The organism is Cellulomonas sp. P24, from assembly GCF_024704385.1.
Lineage (GTDB): Bacteria > Actinomycetota > Actinomycetes > Actinomycetales > Cellulomonadaceae > JAJDFX01.
Genome location: NZ_JAJDFX010000002.1, coordinates 598,600 through 615,781, shown reverse-complemented (window position 1 = coordinate 615,781; position 17,182 = coordinate 598,600). Strand labels below are relative to the sequence as shown.

Here is a 17,182-nt window from a genome sequence, read left to right as displayed (position 1 = left end):
AGAAGGAGAACGGAACAGTGGCTGACGCCCGTCGACTTGTCGACAAGCTGTGGTCGTACTGCAACGTGCTGCGCGACGACGGTGTCGGCACGCTGGAGTACACCGAGCAACTGACGTACCTGCTGTTTCTCAAGATGGCGCACGAGCGCGCGACGCGCCCGCTGCGACCCGAGCAGGTCGTACCGGAAGAGTTCTCCTGGCAGCGACTCCTGGACGCCGACGGGGTCCAGCTCGAGGTCGAGTACACCCGGATCTTGCTGGGGCTCGCCCGGCAGCCTGGGACGCTGGGGACGATCTTCCGCAAGGCGCAGAACCGGATCCAAGACCCGGCCAAGCTCAAGCGCCTCATCCACGATCTGATCGACGCCGAACAGTGGTCCCAGGCCGGCGTGGACATCAAAGGCGACGCCTACGAATCGCTCTTGTCGCGGGGGGCCGAGGATGTGAAGTCCGGCGCGGGCCAGTACTTCACGCCGCGCTCGATCATTCAGGCCATGGTGGATTGCCTGCAACCCACCGTCAGCGACACCTGCACCGACCCCGCCTGCGGAACGGCCGGCATGATGCTGGCCGCACACGCCTACGCCTCGCGTGGCGCCGAGTCCATGACTCCTCCGGAGCGAGTGCATCTGCGCGACACCTTCGTGCACGGCGTGGAGCTCGTGGACGGCACGGCGCGGCTTGCCGCGATGAACCTTCTGCTGCACGGCATCGGTGAGGCCACCGGGGAGTCGCTCATCGAGGTCAAGGACTCCCTGATCGCTGATCCGGGCCGCCGATGGTCCGTGGTCTTGTCGAATCCGCCCTTTGGTCGCAAGTCGTCCATGACGATGGTGGGTGCCGACGGGCGCGAGGTCCGCGAGGACCGGGAGATCGAGCGCCAGGACTTCGTCGTCACGACCTCCAACAAGCAGCTGAACTTCCTGCAGCACATCGCCACGATCTTGGACATCAACGGTCGGGCCGCGGTGGTACTCCCGGACAACGTGCTCTTCGAGGGCGGTGCCGGTGAGGTCCTGCGGCGCCGACTGCTGCGCGACTTTGACCTGCACACGATGCTGCGCCTACCCACGGGGATCTTCTATGCCCAGGGGGTCAAGGCCAACGTGCTGTTCTTCGACAAGAAGCCCGCGGCCGAGCGCCCGTGGACCGAGCGGTTGTGGATCTACGACCTGCGCACCAACCAGCACTTCACTCTCAAGCAGAACACCCTCACGCGGGCGCACCTTGATGACTTCGTCGACTCCTACGCACCGGGTCGCCCGCACTCCGAGCGGGTGGAGACCGAGCGGTTCCACTCCTTCGCCTACGACGAGCTCGTCGCCCGCGACAAGGCCAACCTCGACATCACCTGGCTGCGCGACGAGTCCCTCGAAGACTTGGACAACCTGCCCGCACCCGAGGTCATCGCTCGCGAGATCGTCGAGGACCTCACGGCGGCACTTGCGGAGTTCGAGGCGGTCGCTGCGGCGCTGGAAGCTGCGGCAGCCACCAATGGGTGAGAGAGGCGAGGTGCCGGCCGGCATGCCTCGCCTCGAGGTGTGCGCGCGATGACCGTCTTTGCTTCCATCGTCTCGGTTGTCGTTGCTGCTGTCGGAACCTATCTGGCTTTCCTGCAGCACCGTCGCGCTGACTTCGAGCGCGCCGAGCGTCTGCTCGACTACGCCACTACTGGGGAGATCGCGCTGGCTCGCCACCTGCTCGGCAGCCAGCCATGGGTGCGGTGCGATACAGCTTCGCGTCTGCCCGGCGATGCGACGGCTAACGAGCTCACCGAGGCGTTGTTCCGCCTCGCGTGGGCGTTCGACCGGATCTACGTTGTCCGATCGACGGTTCGGGGTCAGCCTCGCAAGGTGATCGACGCTGTACTTCGCGACTGGGTGCTCTGGTGGGGCAGCGACTCCTCGGAAGGTTGCCGATTCGGGCGCGTCGCGCACACCCTGGGGGCTCTCGACAAGGAGGAACACGACCATCTGGGCCGCCTAGTCGACGCGATGACGGCTGGCGTGGGTGCGGACGGGGGGCGTCGGTGCGCGAGCGCGCACACCCCGCGCACTAGCGCGGACCAGTAGGAGGCGGATCCGGCCGACCCGCGTACCCTGGTCCCCGAGTCATGCGGACCAGCGGAGTTTTCCCTAGGGTTTCCCCTAGGGTTCTCCCGATGAATTCCCGCATGTCCCGCCTCCATAGCTCAATGGATAGAGCAACGGCCTTCTAATCCGTAGGTTGCAGGTTCGAGTCCTGCTGGGGGCACTCCGACCGGTACCGCCGTGCCCGGTCAGCCGCCGCAAGTGCTCCGACGGTGGCGAGCGCGAGCGCGACGGCGGCGACCACGTCGGTCAGGAAGTGGTAGCCGAGGTACAGGCGGCTCAGCCCCACGGCGCCGATCCACGCGGCGGAGACGACCGCCCAGCCGAGCACCCGTGCGACGGTGGCATGCCCGCTGAGGAGCAGGTAGCCGAGTGTCAGGACCAGCGTCGCGGCGCCGATCGTGTGGCCCGACGGGAACGAGAAGGTGGTTTCGGCCCCGGGGATGACCATGTCCTCCGCCGGCGGTCGTGGCCGTGCGACCGACGACTTCACCGCGAGCGAGACGAGCGTCGAGGCGACCATCGCGGCAGCGAGCAGTCCGGGGCGCCACCAGGAGTGGGTCGAGAGGCCCCACGCGCCGCAACCGAGGGCGACGAGGACGGGCAGGACCATCGGGCCGGAGACGAGGGTGATGGCGCCGAGGGCGGCGGTCAGCGCGGTGTGCCGGTGGCCGACGAGCCACGTGAGCACGGGCTGGTCGAGGATGGTCAGGTCGTCGTGCTCGTTCACGGAGTCCAGAAGCACGAGGAAGCCGGCGAGGCCGATCACCGCCACGACGAGCCCGGGTGCGGCGGCGCGCCACGCCGGGTGCGCTCGCCACCAGGTGGTGGCACGGTCGACGACGATCATCCCGCCACCCTAGGCATGACGTCAGCGGGGAGCCCCATGTACACGACCACGGGCGCGAGAGCGCTCGCGCCCGTGTGATCCTGGTGCTCCTGCGAGCGGGCCGACGCTCGCGCGTCCGCCACCGAGGAGTTCGATGAACGGCACCTCCGCCGCCCGCACGACCACCACCAGCGAGTTCGCCTCCGGGGCGGCACCGTCCGGCTCGACGAGAGCGGTCGCGGACTTCTGGTTCGACCCGGTGTGCCCGTGGGCGTGGATGACGTCCCGGTGGATCGGCGAGGTCGAGAAGGTCCGGGACATCTCGGTGCGCTGGCACGTGATGAGCCTGTCCGTCCTCAACGAGGGACGGGACCTGCCGGCCGACTACCGTGCGTTCCTCGACCGGGCGTGGGGACCGGTGCGTGTGGTTGTCGCGGCTGCTGTCGAGCACGGCGACGAGCACGTCAAGCCGCTGTACGACGCCATCGGCACCCGACTCCACCCGGGAGGCCGCAGTGACTACGACGCGGTGCTGGTCGAGGCGTTGGCCGAGGTCGGGCTCCCGGTCGGGCTCGCCGCCGCGGCGACGTCCGAGGCGTACGACGCCGTGCTGCGGGCCTCGCACCAGGAGGGCATCTCCCTGGTGGGCGAGGACGTCGGCACGCCGGTCGTGGCGTTCGACGGCACCGCGTTCTTCGGTCCGGTCGTGACACCGGCACCTCGAGGGGAGGCCGCCGGACGACTCTGGGACGGTGTCGTCCTGGTCGCGGCGACTCCGGGCTTCTACGAGCTCAAGCGCACCCGGCGGCAGGGGCCCGTCTTCGACTGAGGGAGTCCACCGGTCGTGACGCGATGGCCCGGATCGCGTGTGCGTGTGATGCTGGTCCGCGCGGCGTCCGAGCCGCACGGAGGGAGATCGATGGTAGGGGGAGTCGACGGGGCAGGAGCCGCGGTGGACGTCGGGGCTGTCCTGGCGGACGCTCTCACCCGGCATGCGGACGTTCGCGGCGATCGACGCCGTCCTCGTCCTCGGGCTGCTCGTCCTCATCGTGGTCACGCTCGCGCGCGGCACCGGATCCGGCAGCACGTCGGCGACGACCGGGGCGTCGCCGACCACCTCGGCGAGCCCGTCGACGAGCCCCACGACGCACGAGTCGCTCTCGGTGTTCGCCTCACCGAGCCGCAACATCGCGTGCACGATCACCGCCGACGGTGCCACCTGCACGATCGCGAGCATCACGTTCACCCCGCCGGCGATCAACGGCTGCACGGGACCGGTCGGGCACGTCGTGATGGTCGACGCGACCGGCTCCGCGATGCCGTGCCCCGACGGCCCGGCACCGGAGGTCGCCGGCCAGGACGTCGCGGTGCTCGACTACGGGCGGAGGACCTCGGTGCACGGGTACACGTGCGAGAGCTCGACCGCGGCGATGACCTGCTGGAACGACACCACGGGCCAGGGCTTCTCGATCGCGCGCCAGACCTACTCGCTGCAGGACCCGCCGAAGGACTGACCTGTCACCGCGCGGCCGACCCGGGGCCGGGTCGGCCGCGCGCCTGGTCTCACCAGATGCGGACCCGATCCTCCGGGGCGAGGTAGAGCGCGTCACCGGGACGGACGTCGTAGGCGTCGTAGAACGCGTCGACGTTCCGGACCACACCGTTGCAGCGGAACTCGTCCGGGGAGTGCGGGTCGGTCGCGAGGCGACGAAGGATCTCCGCGTCACGCCCCTTCGACCTCCACGTGCGGGCCCACCCGAGGAACACCCGCTGGAGGCCGCTGAGTCCGTCCACGACCGGCGCGTCGGCCAGCTCCACCGGGTGACCGGCGGCGTGCGTGAGGGAGATCCGGTAGGCGGTGAGCGCGATCGACACGCCGCCGAGGTCGCCGATGTTCTCGCCGATGGTCAAGGCGCCGTTGACGTGCGCGGTGGCGTCGTCGGTCAGCTGGCGGGGCCGGAAGCCGTCGTACTGCGCGATGAGGGCGCGCGTGCGCGTCTCGAACTCGGCGCGGTCGTCCGCGGTCCACCAGTCCTCGAGGCGACCGGTGCCGTCGTACTTCGAGCCCTGGTCGTCGAAGCCGTGCCCGATCTCGTGCCCGATCACCGCGCCGATCCCGCCGTAGTTCACGGCGTCGTCTGCCTCGGGGTCGAAGAACGGCGGCTGGAGGATCGCCGCCGGGAACACGATCTCGTTCAGACCCGGGTTGTAGTACGCGTTGACGGTCTGCGGTGTCATGAACCACTCGTCACGGTCGACCGGTCGGCCGATCTTCGCGAGCTCACGGTCCTGGTCGAACACGTTCGCGCGGCGGATGTTGCCCACGAGGTCGTCAGGTGCGACCACGAGGGTGCTGTAGTCGCGCCACCGTGCGGGGTAACCGATCTTCGGTGTGAAGGCGTCGAGCTTGGCGAGCGCGCGGACCTTGGTGTCCTCGCCCATCCAGTCGAGGGCAGTGATCGACTCGCGGTACGCCTCGATGAGGTTCGCGACGAGGACCTCCATCTTCGCCTTGTGCCCCGGCGGGAAGTGGCGGGCGACGTACACCTTGCCGACGGCCTCGCCGAGAGCGCTCTGCACCACGGACACGCCCCGCTTCCACCGCTCGCGGAGCTCCTCGGCGCCGGTGAGCGTGCGCCCGTAGAAGTCGAAGTTGGCGTCCACGAACTCGTCCGACAGGTACGGTGCGCGCGAGCTGACCACGTGGAAACGCAGCCAGGCCCTCCAGTCGTCGAGGGCCAACTCGGTCCACTCACGGGCGAACTCCGCCGCGAACGACGGCTCCCGCACCACGAGCGACTCGAGCGCGTCCGCCGGGGCACCGAGCGCGCGCACCCAGGCGTGCCAGTCGAAGCCCACGGCCGTCTCGGCAAGGGTCGACAGCGTGGTCGGGTTGTAGGTCAGGTCCGCGTCGCGATCCTTGACGACGTCCCAGTGGGCGGCCGCGAGCCGGGTCTCCAGCGCGAGCACGCGCGCGGCCTCGTTGGCGCCGTCCTCGTAGCCGGCGAGCCCCAGCATCCGCTCGACGTGGGCGACGTAGGCCGTGCGGATGTCGGCGTAGCGGTCCTCGCGGTAGTACGACTCGTCGGGGAGGCCCAACCCGGACTGGTGCAGGACGACGACGTACCGGTCGGGGTTCTTGGCGTCGTTGTCCACCCAGAAGCTCACGGCCGAGGCGGCACCGGTCCGCTGGAGCGCGCCGAGCGCCTCGGTGAGGGCGGCACGGTCCGTCGCGTCGTCGACGAGGGCGAGGTCCGTGCGGAGAGGGGTGCCGCCCAGCCCGGCGATCGTGGCCGTGTCCATGAAGCTCGCGTAGAGCGCACCGATCTTCGACTCGACGCTCGCGGCCGCGTCATCGGCCGTCGGGAGCTCGGCGCTCTCGAGGATGATGTCGCGGACGTCGCGCTCGGCCTGGTCGTGCAGGATCCGGAACTGGCCGTCCATGGCACGGTCGGCAGGGATCTCGTGCGCGGCGACCCAGCGTCCGTTCATGTGTCCGAACAGGTCGTCCTGGGGCCGGACGGTGGGGTCGAGGTCGGTGAGGTCGATGCCACTTCTCGTCATCGGGTCAGGCTAGGCCAGAGTGCGGCAGGATGGTGACATGCGCATTCACATCGCCTCGGACCATGCCGGATTCGAGCTCAAGAGCTCGTTGGTGGTGCACCTTCGTTCTGCCGGGCACGAGGTCGTCGACCACGGAGCGGACTCGTACGACGCCCAGGACGACTACCCGCCGATGTGCTTCGCGGCCGGTGAGGCCGTCGTCGCGGAGCCAGGCAGCCTCGGCATCGTGATCGGCGGGTCCGGCAACGGCGAGCAGATCGCGGCCAACAAGGTCGTCGGCGTCCGCGCCGCTCTCGCCTGGAACGAGGACACCGCGCGGCTCGGGCGCGCGCACAACGACGCGAACGTCGTCGCGATCGGCGCCCGCCAGCACACCGTGGACGAGGCGATCGAGCTCGTGGAGGCGTTCCTCGCCGAGCCGTTCTCCGAGGACCCGCGTCACCAGCGGCGGATCGACCTGCTCACGGCCTACGAGGCCGATCGCGACTGAACCGGGAGGTTGCGGCGCCACGGTCGTTCCCGTGACGCCGCACCTGCTGGACCTGCCGGCGGCAGGCTGACGTCCTGCTGTTCGTGCGCCGTCGACGTGCCGTCAGGACACGTGCCGTCAGAACACGTGCCCTTAGAACTCCCAGCTGCACACCGGGGCGATCGGCCACGAGAACGCCGTCGCGGTGCGGGCGAGGGCGCCCGGGGTGTGCTCGTGGACCAGCCCGGCGGTCGCGAGCGCGGCGAGCGAGACGCCGCCGAGGTAGACCGCCCCGAGCTCGCGCACGTCGAGGCGTAGGTCGGCGGCATCGAGCGTCCGGCTCACGTGCGCGGGGTGCGACCCGTGCCCGTCGGCGTTCGGCGACCCGCCGTCACCCGCCGACGGACCCGCGGTGAGCCGCCATCGCCCGGCGTTCTCGGGCACGAGGGTGTCGGTCACCTCGAGCACGACATCGACCGGAGCGGCATACCGGCGGGCCGTCAGGGCGGTCGGCACGTCGACGAGCCGGACCCAGACGTTGTCCACGAGCCGGGGGACACCCGCGCGGGGGTCGACCAGCAGGTGCAGGATCGCGTCGTCGGGAGCGAGGACCGGGGTCTCGATCGTGGCCATGAGGTCGAGGTCGACGAGGACACCCCAGAGTGCGCGGGCGACCGCGGCGTCGAGGGCGACCAGCTCACGGACCTTGACGACACCGCGAGGGCCGCCGGGTTCCCACTGGTCCACACGCCGGAACAGCGCGTAGCCGCGGGGTTCACCCGCGACCCTGGCGACGACGATCCTGGCGGACTCCGCGCCGGCGCGCGCCTGTGGCGGGTCCGACAGGAAGACCTCCCGGAGCTCGGGGGTCTCGCGCGTGGCCCAGCCCGGCCGGATGCCGGCCGCGTCGTGGACGGTCGCAACGAGATCGGCGTGCCGGGCGTGGACGGCGTGCTCGATCGTCAGCTCGACGGCGTCGGTGCCCTCGACGTCGCGCAGCGCCGCGCCCCGGGGCAGGGTCATCCGGACCCCCTGCGCGGCGAGCCCGTACCCGAACCTGCCGTAGATCGGCATCTCGGCGGCGAAGAGCGCAGAGACCGCCTCCCCGCGGGTGCGGCAGTCGTCGACGTGGCGATGGATCATCGACGTCAGGAGCCCCCGGCGACGGTGCTGGGGGTGCACGCCCACCCAGGTGAGACCGGCGACCGCCAGCCGCGCCCCGGGGACGGGGAAGCGCGAGAACGGGTACGACGAGTGCAGCGCGACGAGGTTGCCGTCCGGGTCCTCGACACCGACGGTGCGGTCCCAGGTCAGCGGGAGGGGGAGCGAGAGATCCGGTGGGACCGACGACGGGAACGCCCAGGTGTCGAGATCGATCACCTCCGCCCGGCGCGTGTCGTCGAGGCCGACCGTGCGGTACTGCGGTGCGCCGCTGCTCATGAGGTCATGGTGTCGTGCGACAGGACCTGCGTCACCCGATTTGTACGGCCATGTGGGCGACCTGCGGGGTGGTGCGAACGCAATCGACGGCTCGGTGTCCGTCCCGGACGGTAACCTCGCGAAGTGAGCACCCAGGCGACCGGTCGCGCGCGGTCGAACGCCGACGCGCAGCGGCGGTCGTTGCTGCCGCGGCGGTGGGGTCGGACGTCGCAACCGCTCATCGTGCTCGACCTCGTCGTCCTCACCGTTCTCGCCTCGGTCGGCACGATTCTCGACCCGACCTGGGTCACCCCGTCCTTGTTCCTGCTGATCGGCCTCCTGGGTGCGTTCCTGCTCCGGCTGGCCGGTGTCCTGGTCCTCGCGATGACGATCATCCTGGAGCTGCTCGTCATGCAGCTCACGACCTGGACGCAGATCGTGCCCGGCACCCTCATCGTGATCGGGGTCTCGCTCGTCGCGCTCGTCCTGTTCGCCGCCCAGCGGGAGGGCCTCGGGCTCCAGGGCGCGCCGGGGGAGCTGATGCTGGTCGACCTCCGGGACCGGTTGGCGGCGTACGGGAGGGTGCCTGCCCTGCCCCCGGGGTGGCGGGTCGACACCGCAGTCCGGTCGGCGCACGCCGAGGCGTTCTCCGGGGACTTCATGGTCGCGGCGCGCGGCGAGCGCGGACAGCTGCTCGAGATCGTCCTGGTCGACGTCTCCGGGAAGGGACAGGAGGCCGGTGTCCGCTCCCTGCTGCTGTCGGGGGCGTTCGGAGGGCTCCTCGGTGCGATGCCGCGAGAGGAGTTCCTCACCGCCGCGAACCGGTACCTCCTCGAACAGGCGTGGGACGAGGGCTTCGCGACCGCGGTGCACGTCGCGGTGCGGCTCGACACCGGCCAGTTCTGGATCTCGACCGCCGGTCACCCTCCGGCGATCCACGTCCATGCGGGGTCGGGCTCGCAGGAGATCCTCGACACGCTCGGGGGACCGGCACTCGGGGTGATCCGGGGCCTGTCCTTCCTGACGCACGTCGGGTCGCTGGACCACGGGGACACGCTTGTCCTCTACACCGACGGCCTGGTCGAGGCCCCCGGCTACGACCTCGACCTGGGGATCGATCGGCTCATGGGCGTGGTCGAGCGGGTCGTGGCCACCGGGCGCGGCGACGCCGAGGCCGTCATGGCGGGTGTCCAGGCGGCCGAGAGCGATGACCGCGCTCTCGTGCTGGTGCACCGCGACTGAGGGAGACGGGATGGACGACGACTACGCGGAACGAGTGCTGGACGTCGTGCGCACGATCCCGGCGGGCCGGGTCATGACCTACGGGCTGATCGCGGAGGTCGTAGCCGACGGTCTCGTGGCCCTCGGACGCACCCCGCACGGAGGCCCGCGCCAGGTCGGTCAGGTGATGGCGCACTCCGGGGGCGGCGTGCCGTGGTGGCGGGTGGTCAACGCCTCGGGTTGCCCGCCCGCGTGGCTGCGCGCCGAGGCGCTGGAACGGCTGCGCGCCGAAGGGGTCACCGTCAGGGCCTCCGGGGACCGGGTCGCGGTGCGCGCGGCGATCTGGTGGCCCGGCAGCGACCCGGACGTCGGAGCGGTCGGCAGCGCCGGGCCGGGCGGCACGGATGGCAGGGACCCCGCGACTGCGTGACCCGCTCAGGACAGTGCGCGCGCGACCACAGGGAGCAGGCGCGGGTCGCACTGGACGACGAGAGTCGTGATCGCCGTCGAACGCCAGACTGCGGCCTCACGACGGATCTTCTCGACCGGTCCGACGAGAGCGACGTCGTCGACGAGTTCCCGCGGGACGGCCCGCACCGCCTGGTCTCGCCGCCCCGCCAGGTAGTGGTCCTGGATCTCGTCGCACGCCTCGCCGTACCCGAGCCGGACGAGGACGTCGCGGTGGAAGTTCGCCTCGCGTGCCCCCATCCCGCCGACGTACAGCGCGATGAAGGGGCGGACGACGTCGGCGGCTGCCTCGACGTCGTCGTCGACCACGACGGGGACCGTCGCGCTCACCTCGAACGCCTCGGGCGGCGCGAGGGCCGGGTCGCGGCGGGCGAACCCGTCGGCGAGCAGCTCACGGTACGTCGCGTCCATCCGGGGGGAGTAGAACAGCGGCAGCCACCCGTCGGCGATCTCGGCGGACAGCGCGACGTTCTTCGGACCCTCGGCTGCGAGGTGGATCGGCAGGTCCGGTCGCAGGGGGTGGACCGTGGACCGCAGCGCCTTGCCCAGTCCCGTGCCGCCCCGCAGCGGCAGCTGGTAGAAGTCGCCGTCGATCGTGACCGGACGGTCGCGTGCCAGGACCTGACGGACCACCTGGACGTACTCACGCGTGCGTGCGAGCGGTCGCGGGTAGGGCTGCCCGTACCACCCCTCCACGACCTGGGGTCCGGAGACGCCGAGGCCGAGCACGAACCGTCCCCCGGAGAGATGGTCGAGGGTCAGGGCCGCCATGGCCGTCGCGGTGGGGGTGCGTGCCGACATCTGGACGATCGCCGTACCGAGCCGCACCGTCGTGGTCCGTGCACCCCACCACGCGAGCGGTGTCAACGCATCGGAGCCGTACGCCTCGGCGGTCCACACCGAGTCGAACCCGAGGCTCTCGGCGGCCAGGACGGCCTCCTGTGCCCCGGGCGGTGGACCGGCCGACCAGTAGCCCGTGTGGTAGCCGAGGCGCATCGTCACTCCCTGCTGCGCGACGCCGTCGTCGTGCACCGCGTGATCATCTCAGACGAGGGCTCATCTCAGACGCGAGCGGCTCGGTCCCGTCGGGACCGAGCCGCCTCGGTCAGATGTAGATGGCCGGGTCGTCGATCTCCACGTCCCAGTTCCGGACCTCGGCCCGGAGGCGGATCTGGGCAGGCACGCCGACCGCGACCGCTCCAGCCGGGACGTCCTTGACGACCACCGCATTCGCGCCGATCTGGGCGTTCGAGCCGATCCACACGGGCCCCAGGATCTTCGCCCCCGCGCCGACCACCACACCGTCTCCGAGGGTGGGGTGCCGCTTCCCGTGACGCATCGACCGGCCGCCGAGCGTCGAGCCGTGGAACAGCACGACGTCGTCGCCGACCTCGGCGGTCTCGCCGATCACCACGCCCATGCCGTGGTCGATGAACAGCCGGTGGCCGAGCCGTGCACCCGGGTGGATCTCGATCCCGGTGGCGGCCCGCGTCGCCTGCGAGAGCAGGCGGGCGGGCAGCCGCAGCCCGGGTTCGCGCCACATGCGGTGGGCGAGCCGGTAGGCCCACACCGCGTGGACGCCCGGGTACGCGAGCGCCACCTCGATCCGTGACCTGGCGGCAGGGTCCCGTTGCCGAGCCACCTCGAGGTCGTCCTTGAGGACGGACCAGAACGCGCGCACACCGCTCATCGGAAGCTCAGTCCATCAGGTCGGCGTAGAGGACGGAGGACAGGTACCGCTCGCCGAAGGACGGGATGATCACGACGATCAGCTTCCCGGCGTTCTCCGGCCGGGCCGCGAGCTGCATCGCGGCCTGGAGCGCCGCGCCGGAGGAGATGCCGACCAGCAGGCCCTCCTCCTTGGCGGCCCGCCGGGCGACAGCGACGGCCGTGTCACCGTCGATGTCGATGATCTCGTCGTAGATCGTCGTGTCGAGGATCTCCGGGATGAAGTTCGCCCCGATGCCCTGGATCTTGTGCGGACCGGGCGCGCCGCCGTTGAGGATCGGCGACTCGGCCGGCTCCACGCCGACGATCTGGACGCTCGGCTTGCGCTCCTTGAGCACCTGACCGACGCCGGTGATCGTGCCGCCCGTCCCGATGCCGGCGACGACGATGTCGACCTCGCCGTCGGTGTCCGCCCAGATCTCCTCGGCCGTGGTGCGGCGGTGGATCTCCGGGTTCGCCTTGTTCGCGAACTGGCGCGCGAGGACCGAGCCGGGACGCTCGGCGGCGATCCGGTCGGCCTCGTCCACGGCGCCCTTCATCCCGAGTGCCGCCGGGGTGAGGATCAGCTCGGCGCCGAATGCGCGGAGCAGGGCGCGCCGCTCCTTCGACATCGACTCGGGCATCGTCAGCACGACGTGGTAGCCGCGTGCCGCACCGACGAACGCGAGTGCGATCCCGGTGTTGCCGCTGGTCGCCTCGACGACGGTGCCACCGGGCGTGAGCTCGCCGGACGCCTCGGCGGCGTCGATGATCGCGACACCGATGCGGTCCTTGACCGAGTTGGCGGGGTTGTAGAACTCGAGCTTCGCGACGACCGTCGCGGTCGACCCGGCGGTCAGCTTGTTGATGCGGACCAGGGGAGTGTTGCCGATGAGCTGCGTCGCGTTCTCGTAGATGCGTGCCATGAGAGTCCTCGTCTGGGAGCGGGCCGATCGGGGCCCTGTGGTGTGCGGGGAGGTCTCGCCGTGGTCGGGCCGGCGAGGGCCGGGGCGAGCGCTGGCAGAGCGCGCGCGGCGCTCCGCTGCGGCGACCGACAGGGCCGCGTCAGCGCTCTACCGACAGCAACACGTGGAGATCAGGACGTGTGCCGTCGACGAACCGCTGCGCACGGACGGCGAGCAGGTGCGGGGCATCGCGCGTCCTTCCTCAGATCGGGCCAGCGTCGGCATGACGCTAGCTCTGGTGTACCTAACACGCAAAGGCTGTGGAGGATTCCTCCCGACTGGTGGACATCCTCTCTGGGGCGACCATGGTCCCTCGCCCCGCGGGCTCGTGCGGAATAATCCTGGGACATGACCGAAGCGAGCACCCCGAACGTGAGCACCGAGCAGGTCTGGGACACGATCGCCAGGGCGTCGAACGCCGTGCTGGGTCATGTCACCCCGGACGGTGCGCCCCGCACGAGCGGCGTCGTCTACCGCTCGATCGACCGACGCCTGTACGTCGCCATCGCGCCGGGCACCTGGAAGGACCGGCACATCCGGGCCGACGGACGCGTCTCGATGACGGTCCTGGTGCGACGCGGAGGGCTGCTGTCGCTGCTCTTCCCGATCCCGCCGGCGACCATCTCGTTCCACGGCACGGCGAGTGTGCACCCCGCGGACGACCCGGCGATGGGCGTGGTGCTGGACCGGTTGTCCGGGCTGCTCCCGCCGAACCGCCGCTCGTCGAGCGCGATCATCGAGATCACGCCGGAGGACCACTTCCTCACGTACGGGATCGGGGTGTCCCTCGGCACGATGCGCGTGCCCGAGGCAGCACGGGGACGGGTGCCGGTCGGCTGAGGAGCCTCGGTGGCGTGGGGCCGGCGTCGGTTCCGGCCGGCGACGTGGCGCGGGCTGAACCGCCTGAGCGGCAGCGCTGCGGCCAGGTGATGGAGCGGGTGAGGAGAATCGAACTCCCGTAGCCAGTTTGGAAGACTGGGGCTCTACCATTGAGCTACACCCGCGTGCCCGGCGAGCCGGACAGCGGGCAATGCTACCTGGTCCGCCGAGCCGTCGTGGCGACGCGGCCGCACCGCCCGGGGCAGCCGATAGACTCCGCACGCACGGGATGTGGCGCAGGTTGGTAGCGCGTCCGCTTTGGGAGCGGAAGGTCGTGGGTTCGAATCCCGCCATCCCGACCAGAGCGCGAGTTGCGCGACGAGGCGGACCGGAGCGGGCGCCTCGGTGACCGCCGTGCGGACCGGGCACGCGCTTCGCGTCGCCGGTGCCCTGTGGCGTACGATCGTCAGGTTGTGCGGGTTCGCGCCCGCACGTGCCGTATCGGAGCATCGCGGCCCAGTCATGGTCACGTCGGCGCCCCGTGTGCGCCTGACCTGACGCCGGGGATCCGGTGTCCACCACCCCGATCAGTTGGAGATCATCGAAGTGAAGAGCGCTGTCGAGACCGTGGACGCCACCAAGGTCAAGCTGACCGTCGAGGTGCCGTACGACGAGCTCAAGCCGAGCATCGACCACGCCTACGTGCATATCGCGGAGCAGGTCAACGTCCCCGGTTTCCGCAAGGGCAAGGTTCCCCCGCGGATCATCGACCAGCGCGTCGGGCGCGGTGCCGTGCTCGAGCACGCGATCAACGAGGGGCTGGACGGCTTCTACCGGCAGGCCGTGATCGAGGCGAAGGTGCGCCCGCTGGGTCAGCCCTCCGTCGAGGTCACGAAGGTCCCCGACGTCGCCGGGACGGAGGGCGAGCTGCACTTCACGGCCGAGGTCGAGGTCCGCCCGGAGATCACCGTGCCGCCGCTCGACGCCGTGACGCTGACCGTCGACTCGCTCGAGGTCACCGACGAGGACGTCACCACGAGCCTCGACAGCCTGCGCGAGCGCTTCGGCACGCTGGTCGGCGTCGACCGGCCGGCCGCCGAGGGAGACTTCGTCGTCCTCGACCTCGCTGCGACGATCGGTGACGAGGAGGTCGACCAGGTCAGCGGCATCAGCTACCAGATCGGCGCGGGCAACATGCTCGAGGGCCTCGACGAGGCGCTCACCGGGCTGTCGGCCGGCGAGACGACGACCTTCACCTCGGCCCTGGTCGGTGGCGAGCACGCCGGCGAGGACGCCCTCGTCACGGTGACCGCGACGTCGGTCAAGCAGCGCGACCTGCCCGCCGCGGACGACGACTTCGCCCAGCTCGCGAGCGAGTTCGACACGCTCGAGGAGCTCCTCGTGGACCTGCGCGAGCAGGCCGGCCGCTCGAAGGCGAACGGCCAGGCGGTCCAGGCTCGCGACCTGCTTCTCGAGAAGCTCCTCGCGGACATCGAGATCCCGGTCCCGGCCGGCGTGATCGAGGCCGAGGTCGAGCGTCACCTGAGCTCCGAGGGCCGTGAGAACGACGACGTGCACCGCGCCGAGGTGACCGAGCAGGCCACTGCGGCGCTCCGGAACCAGATCCTCCTCGACACGCTCGCCGAGCAGCTCGAGGTGAAGATCAGCCAGAACGAGCTGCTCGAGTACCTCGTGAGCGCTTCGCGGCAGTACGGCATGGACCCGAACGAGTTCATCCAGACCGTCGACCAGCAGGGTCAGATCCCCGCGATGGTCGGCGAGGTCAGCCGCTCCAAGGCCCTGGCCGTCGCCCTGCGCCACGTCAGCATCGTGACCGCCGACGGCGCCACGGTCGACCTGACGGAGTTCATCGGGTCGGACGAGGGCGATGCCGCGCTCGAGGGCGCGGGCAGCGAGGACACCTCGGCGGAGACCGTCGCGGGAGACGTGGCCGGCGACATCATCTGGGACGACGAGACCACCGAGGCCTGATCCGTTCGTTCGTTCGACGACGGCCCCGCACGCCTGGCGCGCGGGGCCGTCGTCGTCCCCGCGGCTCCGGGCGACGACGCTGCGCCGTCAGCGAAAACCCCCGTGGACGGGACGAACGCGTCCCACCCGTCGCGTTAGGGTCACTGCACAAGCAGGGGTCGCACCCGTTCCGGGTCGACCATGAAGCACGCAGCCAGACGAGGGAGCCTTCGTGAACGACCAGACGCCGGCGATCGCCCGGGCAGAGTCTCCGGGATTCGGCCTCAATGACCACATCTACAACCGGTTGCTGCGCGAGCGGATCATCTGGCTGGGTTCCGAGGTGCGGGACGAGAACGCGAACGCGATCTGCGCCCAGATGATGCTGCTCGCAGCGGAGGACCCCGACAAGGACATCTGGCTCTACATCAACTCGCCGGGTGGATCGATCACCGCGGGCATGGCCATCTACGACACGATGCAGTTCATCCAGCCGGACGTCGCGACCATCGCGATGGGCATGGCGGCGTCCATGGGCCAGTTCCTGCTGTCCTCCGGCACCAAGGGCAAGCGCTACGCGACGCCGCACGCACGCGTCATGATGCACCAGCCCTCCGGTGGCATCGGTGGTACGGCGACGGACGTGCGCATCAACGCGCAGCTGATCCTGCACATGAAGACGGTCCTCGCCGAGCTCATCGCCGGGCAGACCGGCAAGACCGTCGAGCAGATCCACGCCGACTCCGACCGCGACCGGTGGTTCACGGCGCCTGAGGCGCTCGAGTACGGGTTCGTGGACCACGTCGTCGCGCACGCCGGCTCCGTCGCCGGTGGTGGCGGCACCACGGCCTCCTGACCGCAGCGGCGCCCCGTGGCGCCGCCGAACCCGTCGACCATCGAGCCTGCCGGCCAGAGTGCCGGCAGATGACACCAGGGAGTCCCTCGTGAGCATCGAGTCACAGTTCTACGCCGGGGCCGAGCGCCTCGCAGGCGGCCGTGCGCTGCCGTACGGCGCACCGGGCGCGCGGTACGTGCTGCCGCAGTTCGAGGAGCGGACGGCCTACGGCTTCAAGCGCCAGGACCCGTACACCAAGCTGTTCGAGGACCGGATCATCTTCCTCGGGGTGCAGGTCGACGACGCGTCGGCCGACGACGTCATGGCCCAGCTCCTGGTGCTCGAGAGCACCGACCCGGACCGCGACATCATCCTGTACATCAACTCACCGGGTGGCTCGTTCACCGCGATGACGGCGATCTACGACACCATGCAGTACATCAAGCCGCAGATCCAGACGGTGTGCCTCGGGCAGGCCGCGTCGGCGGCGGCCGTCCTGCTCGGTGCCGGGACGCCCGGGAAGCGGCTGGCCCTCCCGAACGCCCGGGTGCTGATCCACCAGCCCGCGATGGAAGGTGGCGGCTACGCCCAGGCGTCGGACATCGAGATCCACGCCAACGAGCTGATCCGCATGCGCGAGTGGCTCGAGGAGACGCTCGCCAAGCACACCGGCCGCGAGGTCGACCAGGTGCGCAACGACATCGAGCGCGACAAGATCCTCACGGCTGCCGAGGCCCTGGAGTACGGCCTCGTCGACCAGGTGCTCGCGAGCCGCAAGGCGGCCGTCCTCCCGGCGTGAGGCGTCACCCCGGTCGGGTAGGTCCG

General features: G+C 70.5%; 17 protein-coding genes and 3 tRNA genes. 13 read left to right on the top strand and 7 right to left on the bottom strand.

Going from position 1 to position 17,182, the window contains the following annotated elements; all coding sequences use genetic code 11:
• Positions 1-17 precede the first annotated feature (17 nt).
• The 3 genes from LJB74_RS02975 to LJB74_RS02965 all read left to right on the top strand — a co-directional run bounded on the left by LJB74_RS02975 (position 18) and on the right by LJB74_RS02965 (position 2,253).
• Positions 18-1,502, top strand: a complete 1,485-nt coding sequence (locus LJB74_RS02975; RefSeq protein WP_259307124.1) for a class I SAM-dependent DNA methyltransferase — start codon at positions 18-20, stop codon at positions 1,500-1,502.
• Between the two features lie 48 nt (positions 1,503-1,550).
• Positions 1,551-2,072 (top strand): hypothetical protein, encoded by a 522-nt coding sequence (locus LJB74_RS02970; protein WP_259307123.1) that lies wholly within the window; start codon positions 1,551-1,553, stop codon positions 2,070-2,072.
• A 108-nt stretch (positions 2,073-2,180) separates the two neighbouring features.
• Positions 2,181-2,253, top strand: a tRNA-Arg gene (locus LJB74_RS02965).
• Here LJB74_RS02965 and LJB74_RS02960 read toward each other — a convergent pair.
• The gene (locus LJB74_RS02960; RefSeq protein ID WP_396125211.1) at positions 2,215-2,703 is read right to left on the bottom strand and encodes a phosphatase PAP2 family protein; all 489 of its coding nucleotides are present in this window, start codon (positions 2,701-2,703) and stop codon (positions 2,215-2,217) included. The genes LJB74_RS02965 and LJB74_RS02960 overlap by 39 nt on opposite strands.
• Before the next feature lie 370 nt (positions 2,704-3,073).
• Here LJB74_RS02960 and LJB74_RS02955 point away from each other — a divergent pair, with 370 nt between their 5' ends.
• Entirely contained in the window at positions 3,074-3,748 is a 675-nt protein-coding gene (locus tag LJB74_RS02955) for a DsbA family protein (protein WP_259307122.1), read from the top strand.
• 163 nt (positions 3,749-3,911) lie between these two features.
• Entirely contained in the window at positions 3,912-4,433 is a 522-nt protein-coding gene (locus LJB74_RS02950; RefSeq protein WP_259307121.1) for a hypothetical protein, read from the top strand.
• Positions 4,434-4,482: 49 nt separating this feature from the next.
• Here the strand turns inward: LJB74_RS02950 and LJB74_RS02945 are convergent, their stop codons facing one another.
• Entirely contained in the window at positions 4,483-6,483 is a 2,001-nt protein-coding gene (locus tag LJB74_RS02945; RefSeq protein WP_259307120.1) for a M13 family metallopeptidase, read from the bottom strand.
• A 37-nt stretch (positions 6,484-6,520) separates the two neighbouring features.
• On the opposite strand from LJB74_RS02945, the gene LJB74_RS02940 reads away from it, so the two are divergent.
• A complete protein-coding gene (locus tag LJB74_RS02940) occupies positions 6,521-6,973 on the top strand; it encodes a ribose-5-phosphate isomerase (protein ID WP_259307119.1) in 453 nt (150 codons plus the stop codon).
• 132 nt (positions 6,974-7,105) lie between these two features.
• Here LJB74_RS02940 and eis read toward each other — a convergent pair whose 3' ends face one another.
• Entirely contained in the window at positions 7,106-8,392 is a 1,287-nt protein-coding gene (gene eis / locus LJB74_RS02935) for an enhanced intracellular survival protein Eis (RefSeq protein WP_259307118.1), read from the bottom strand.
• A gap of 123 nt (positions 8,393-8,515) precedes the next feature.
• On the opposite strand from eis, the gene LJB74_RS02930 reads away from it, so the two are divergent.
• Together LJB74_RS02930 and LJB74_RS02925 are read left to right on the top strand one after the other, a co-directional pair.
• Entirely contained in the window at positions 8,516-9,613 is a 1,098-nt protein-coding gene (locus tag LJB74_RS02930) for a PP2C family protein-serine/threonine phosphatase (RefSeq protein ID WP_259307117.1), read from the top strand.
• A 10-nt stretch (positions 9,614-9,623) separates the two neighbouring features.
• Positions 9,624-10,022 (top strand): MGMT family protein, encoded by a 399-nt coding sequence (locus tag LJB74_RS02925; protein WP_259307116.1) that lies wholly within the window; start codon positions 9,624-9,626, stop codon positions 10,020-10,022.
• A 5-nt stretch (positions 10,023-10,027) separates the two neighbouring features.
• Here the strand turns inward: LJB74_RS02925 and LJB74_RS02920 are convergent, their stop codons facing one another.
• From LJB74_RS02920 to cysK, 3 genes are all read right to left on the bottom strand, one after another.
• Positions 10,028-11,056, bottom strand: a complete 1,029-nt coding sequence (locus LJB74_RS02920; RefSeq protein WP_259310265.1) for an LLM class F420-dependent oxidoreductase — start codon at positions 11,054-11,056, stop codon at positions 10,028-10,030.
• 109 nt (positions 11,057-11,165) lie between these two features.
• Entirely contained in the window at positions 11,166-11,750 is a 585-nt protein-coding gene (epsC, locus tag LJB74_RS02915) for a serine O-acetyltransferase EpsC (RefSeq protein ID WP_259307115.1), read from the bottom strand.
• A 7-nt stretch (positions 11,751-11,757) separates the two neighbouring features.
• A complete protein-coding gene (gene cysK / locus LJB74_RS02910; protein WP_259307114.1) occupies positions 11,758-12,693 on the bottom strand; it encodes a cysteine synthase A in 936 nt (311 codons plus the stop codon).
• A gap of 387 nt (positions 12,694-13,080) precedes the next feature.
• Here cysK and LJB74_RS02905 point away from each other — a divergent pair, with 387 nt between their 5' ends.
• Positions 13,081-13,572, top strand: coding sequence for a pyridoxamine 5'-phosphate oxidase family protein (locus tag LJB74_RS02905; RefSeq protein ID WP_259307113.1), 492 nt, complete (start codon positions 13,081-13,083; stop codon positions 13,570-13,572).
• A gap of 90 nt (positions 13,573-13,662) precedes the next feature.
• Here the strand turns inward: LJB74_RS02905 and LJB74_RS02900 are convergent.
• Positions 13,663-13,736 (bottom strand) — tRNA-Gly (locus LJB74_RS02900).
• A 100-nt stretch (positions 13,737-13,836) separates the two neighbouring features.
• Between LJB74_RS02900 and LJB74_RS02895 the strand changes: the two genes are divergently transcribed.
• The 4 genes from LJB74_RS02895 to LJB74_RS02880 all read left to right on the top strand — a co-directional run bounded on the left by LJB74_RS02895 (position 13,837) and on the right by LJB74_RS02880 (position 17,156).
• Positions 13,837-13,913: transfer RNA gene (locus tag LJB74_RS02895), tRNA-Pro, on the top strand.
• Between the two features lie 244 nt (positions 13,914-14,157).
• The gene (tig, locus tag LJB74_RS02890; protein ID WP_259310264.1) at positions 14,158-15,543 is read left to right on the top strand and encodes a trigger factor; all 1,386 of its coding nucleotides are present in this window, start codon (positions 14,158-14,160) and stop codon (positions 15,541-15,543) included.
• Between the two features lie 211 nt (positions 15,544-15,754).
• Entirely contained in the window at positions 15,755-16,378 is a 624-nt protein-coding gene (locus LJB74_RS02885; RefSeq protein ID WP_259307112.1) for an ATP-dependent Clp protease proteolytic subunit, read from the top strand.
• Between the two features lie 88 nt (positions 16,379-16,466).
• Positions 16,467-17,156, top strand: coding sequence for an ATP-dependent Clp protease proteolytic subunit (locus tag LJB74_RS02880; protein ID WP_310650796.1), 690 nt, complete (start codon positions 16,467-16,469; stop codon positions 17,154-17,156).
• Positions 17,157-17,182: the final 26 nt, after the last annotated feature.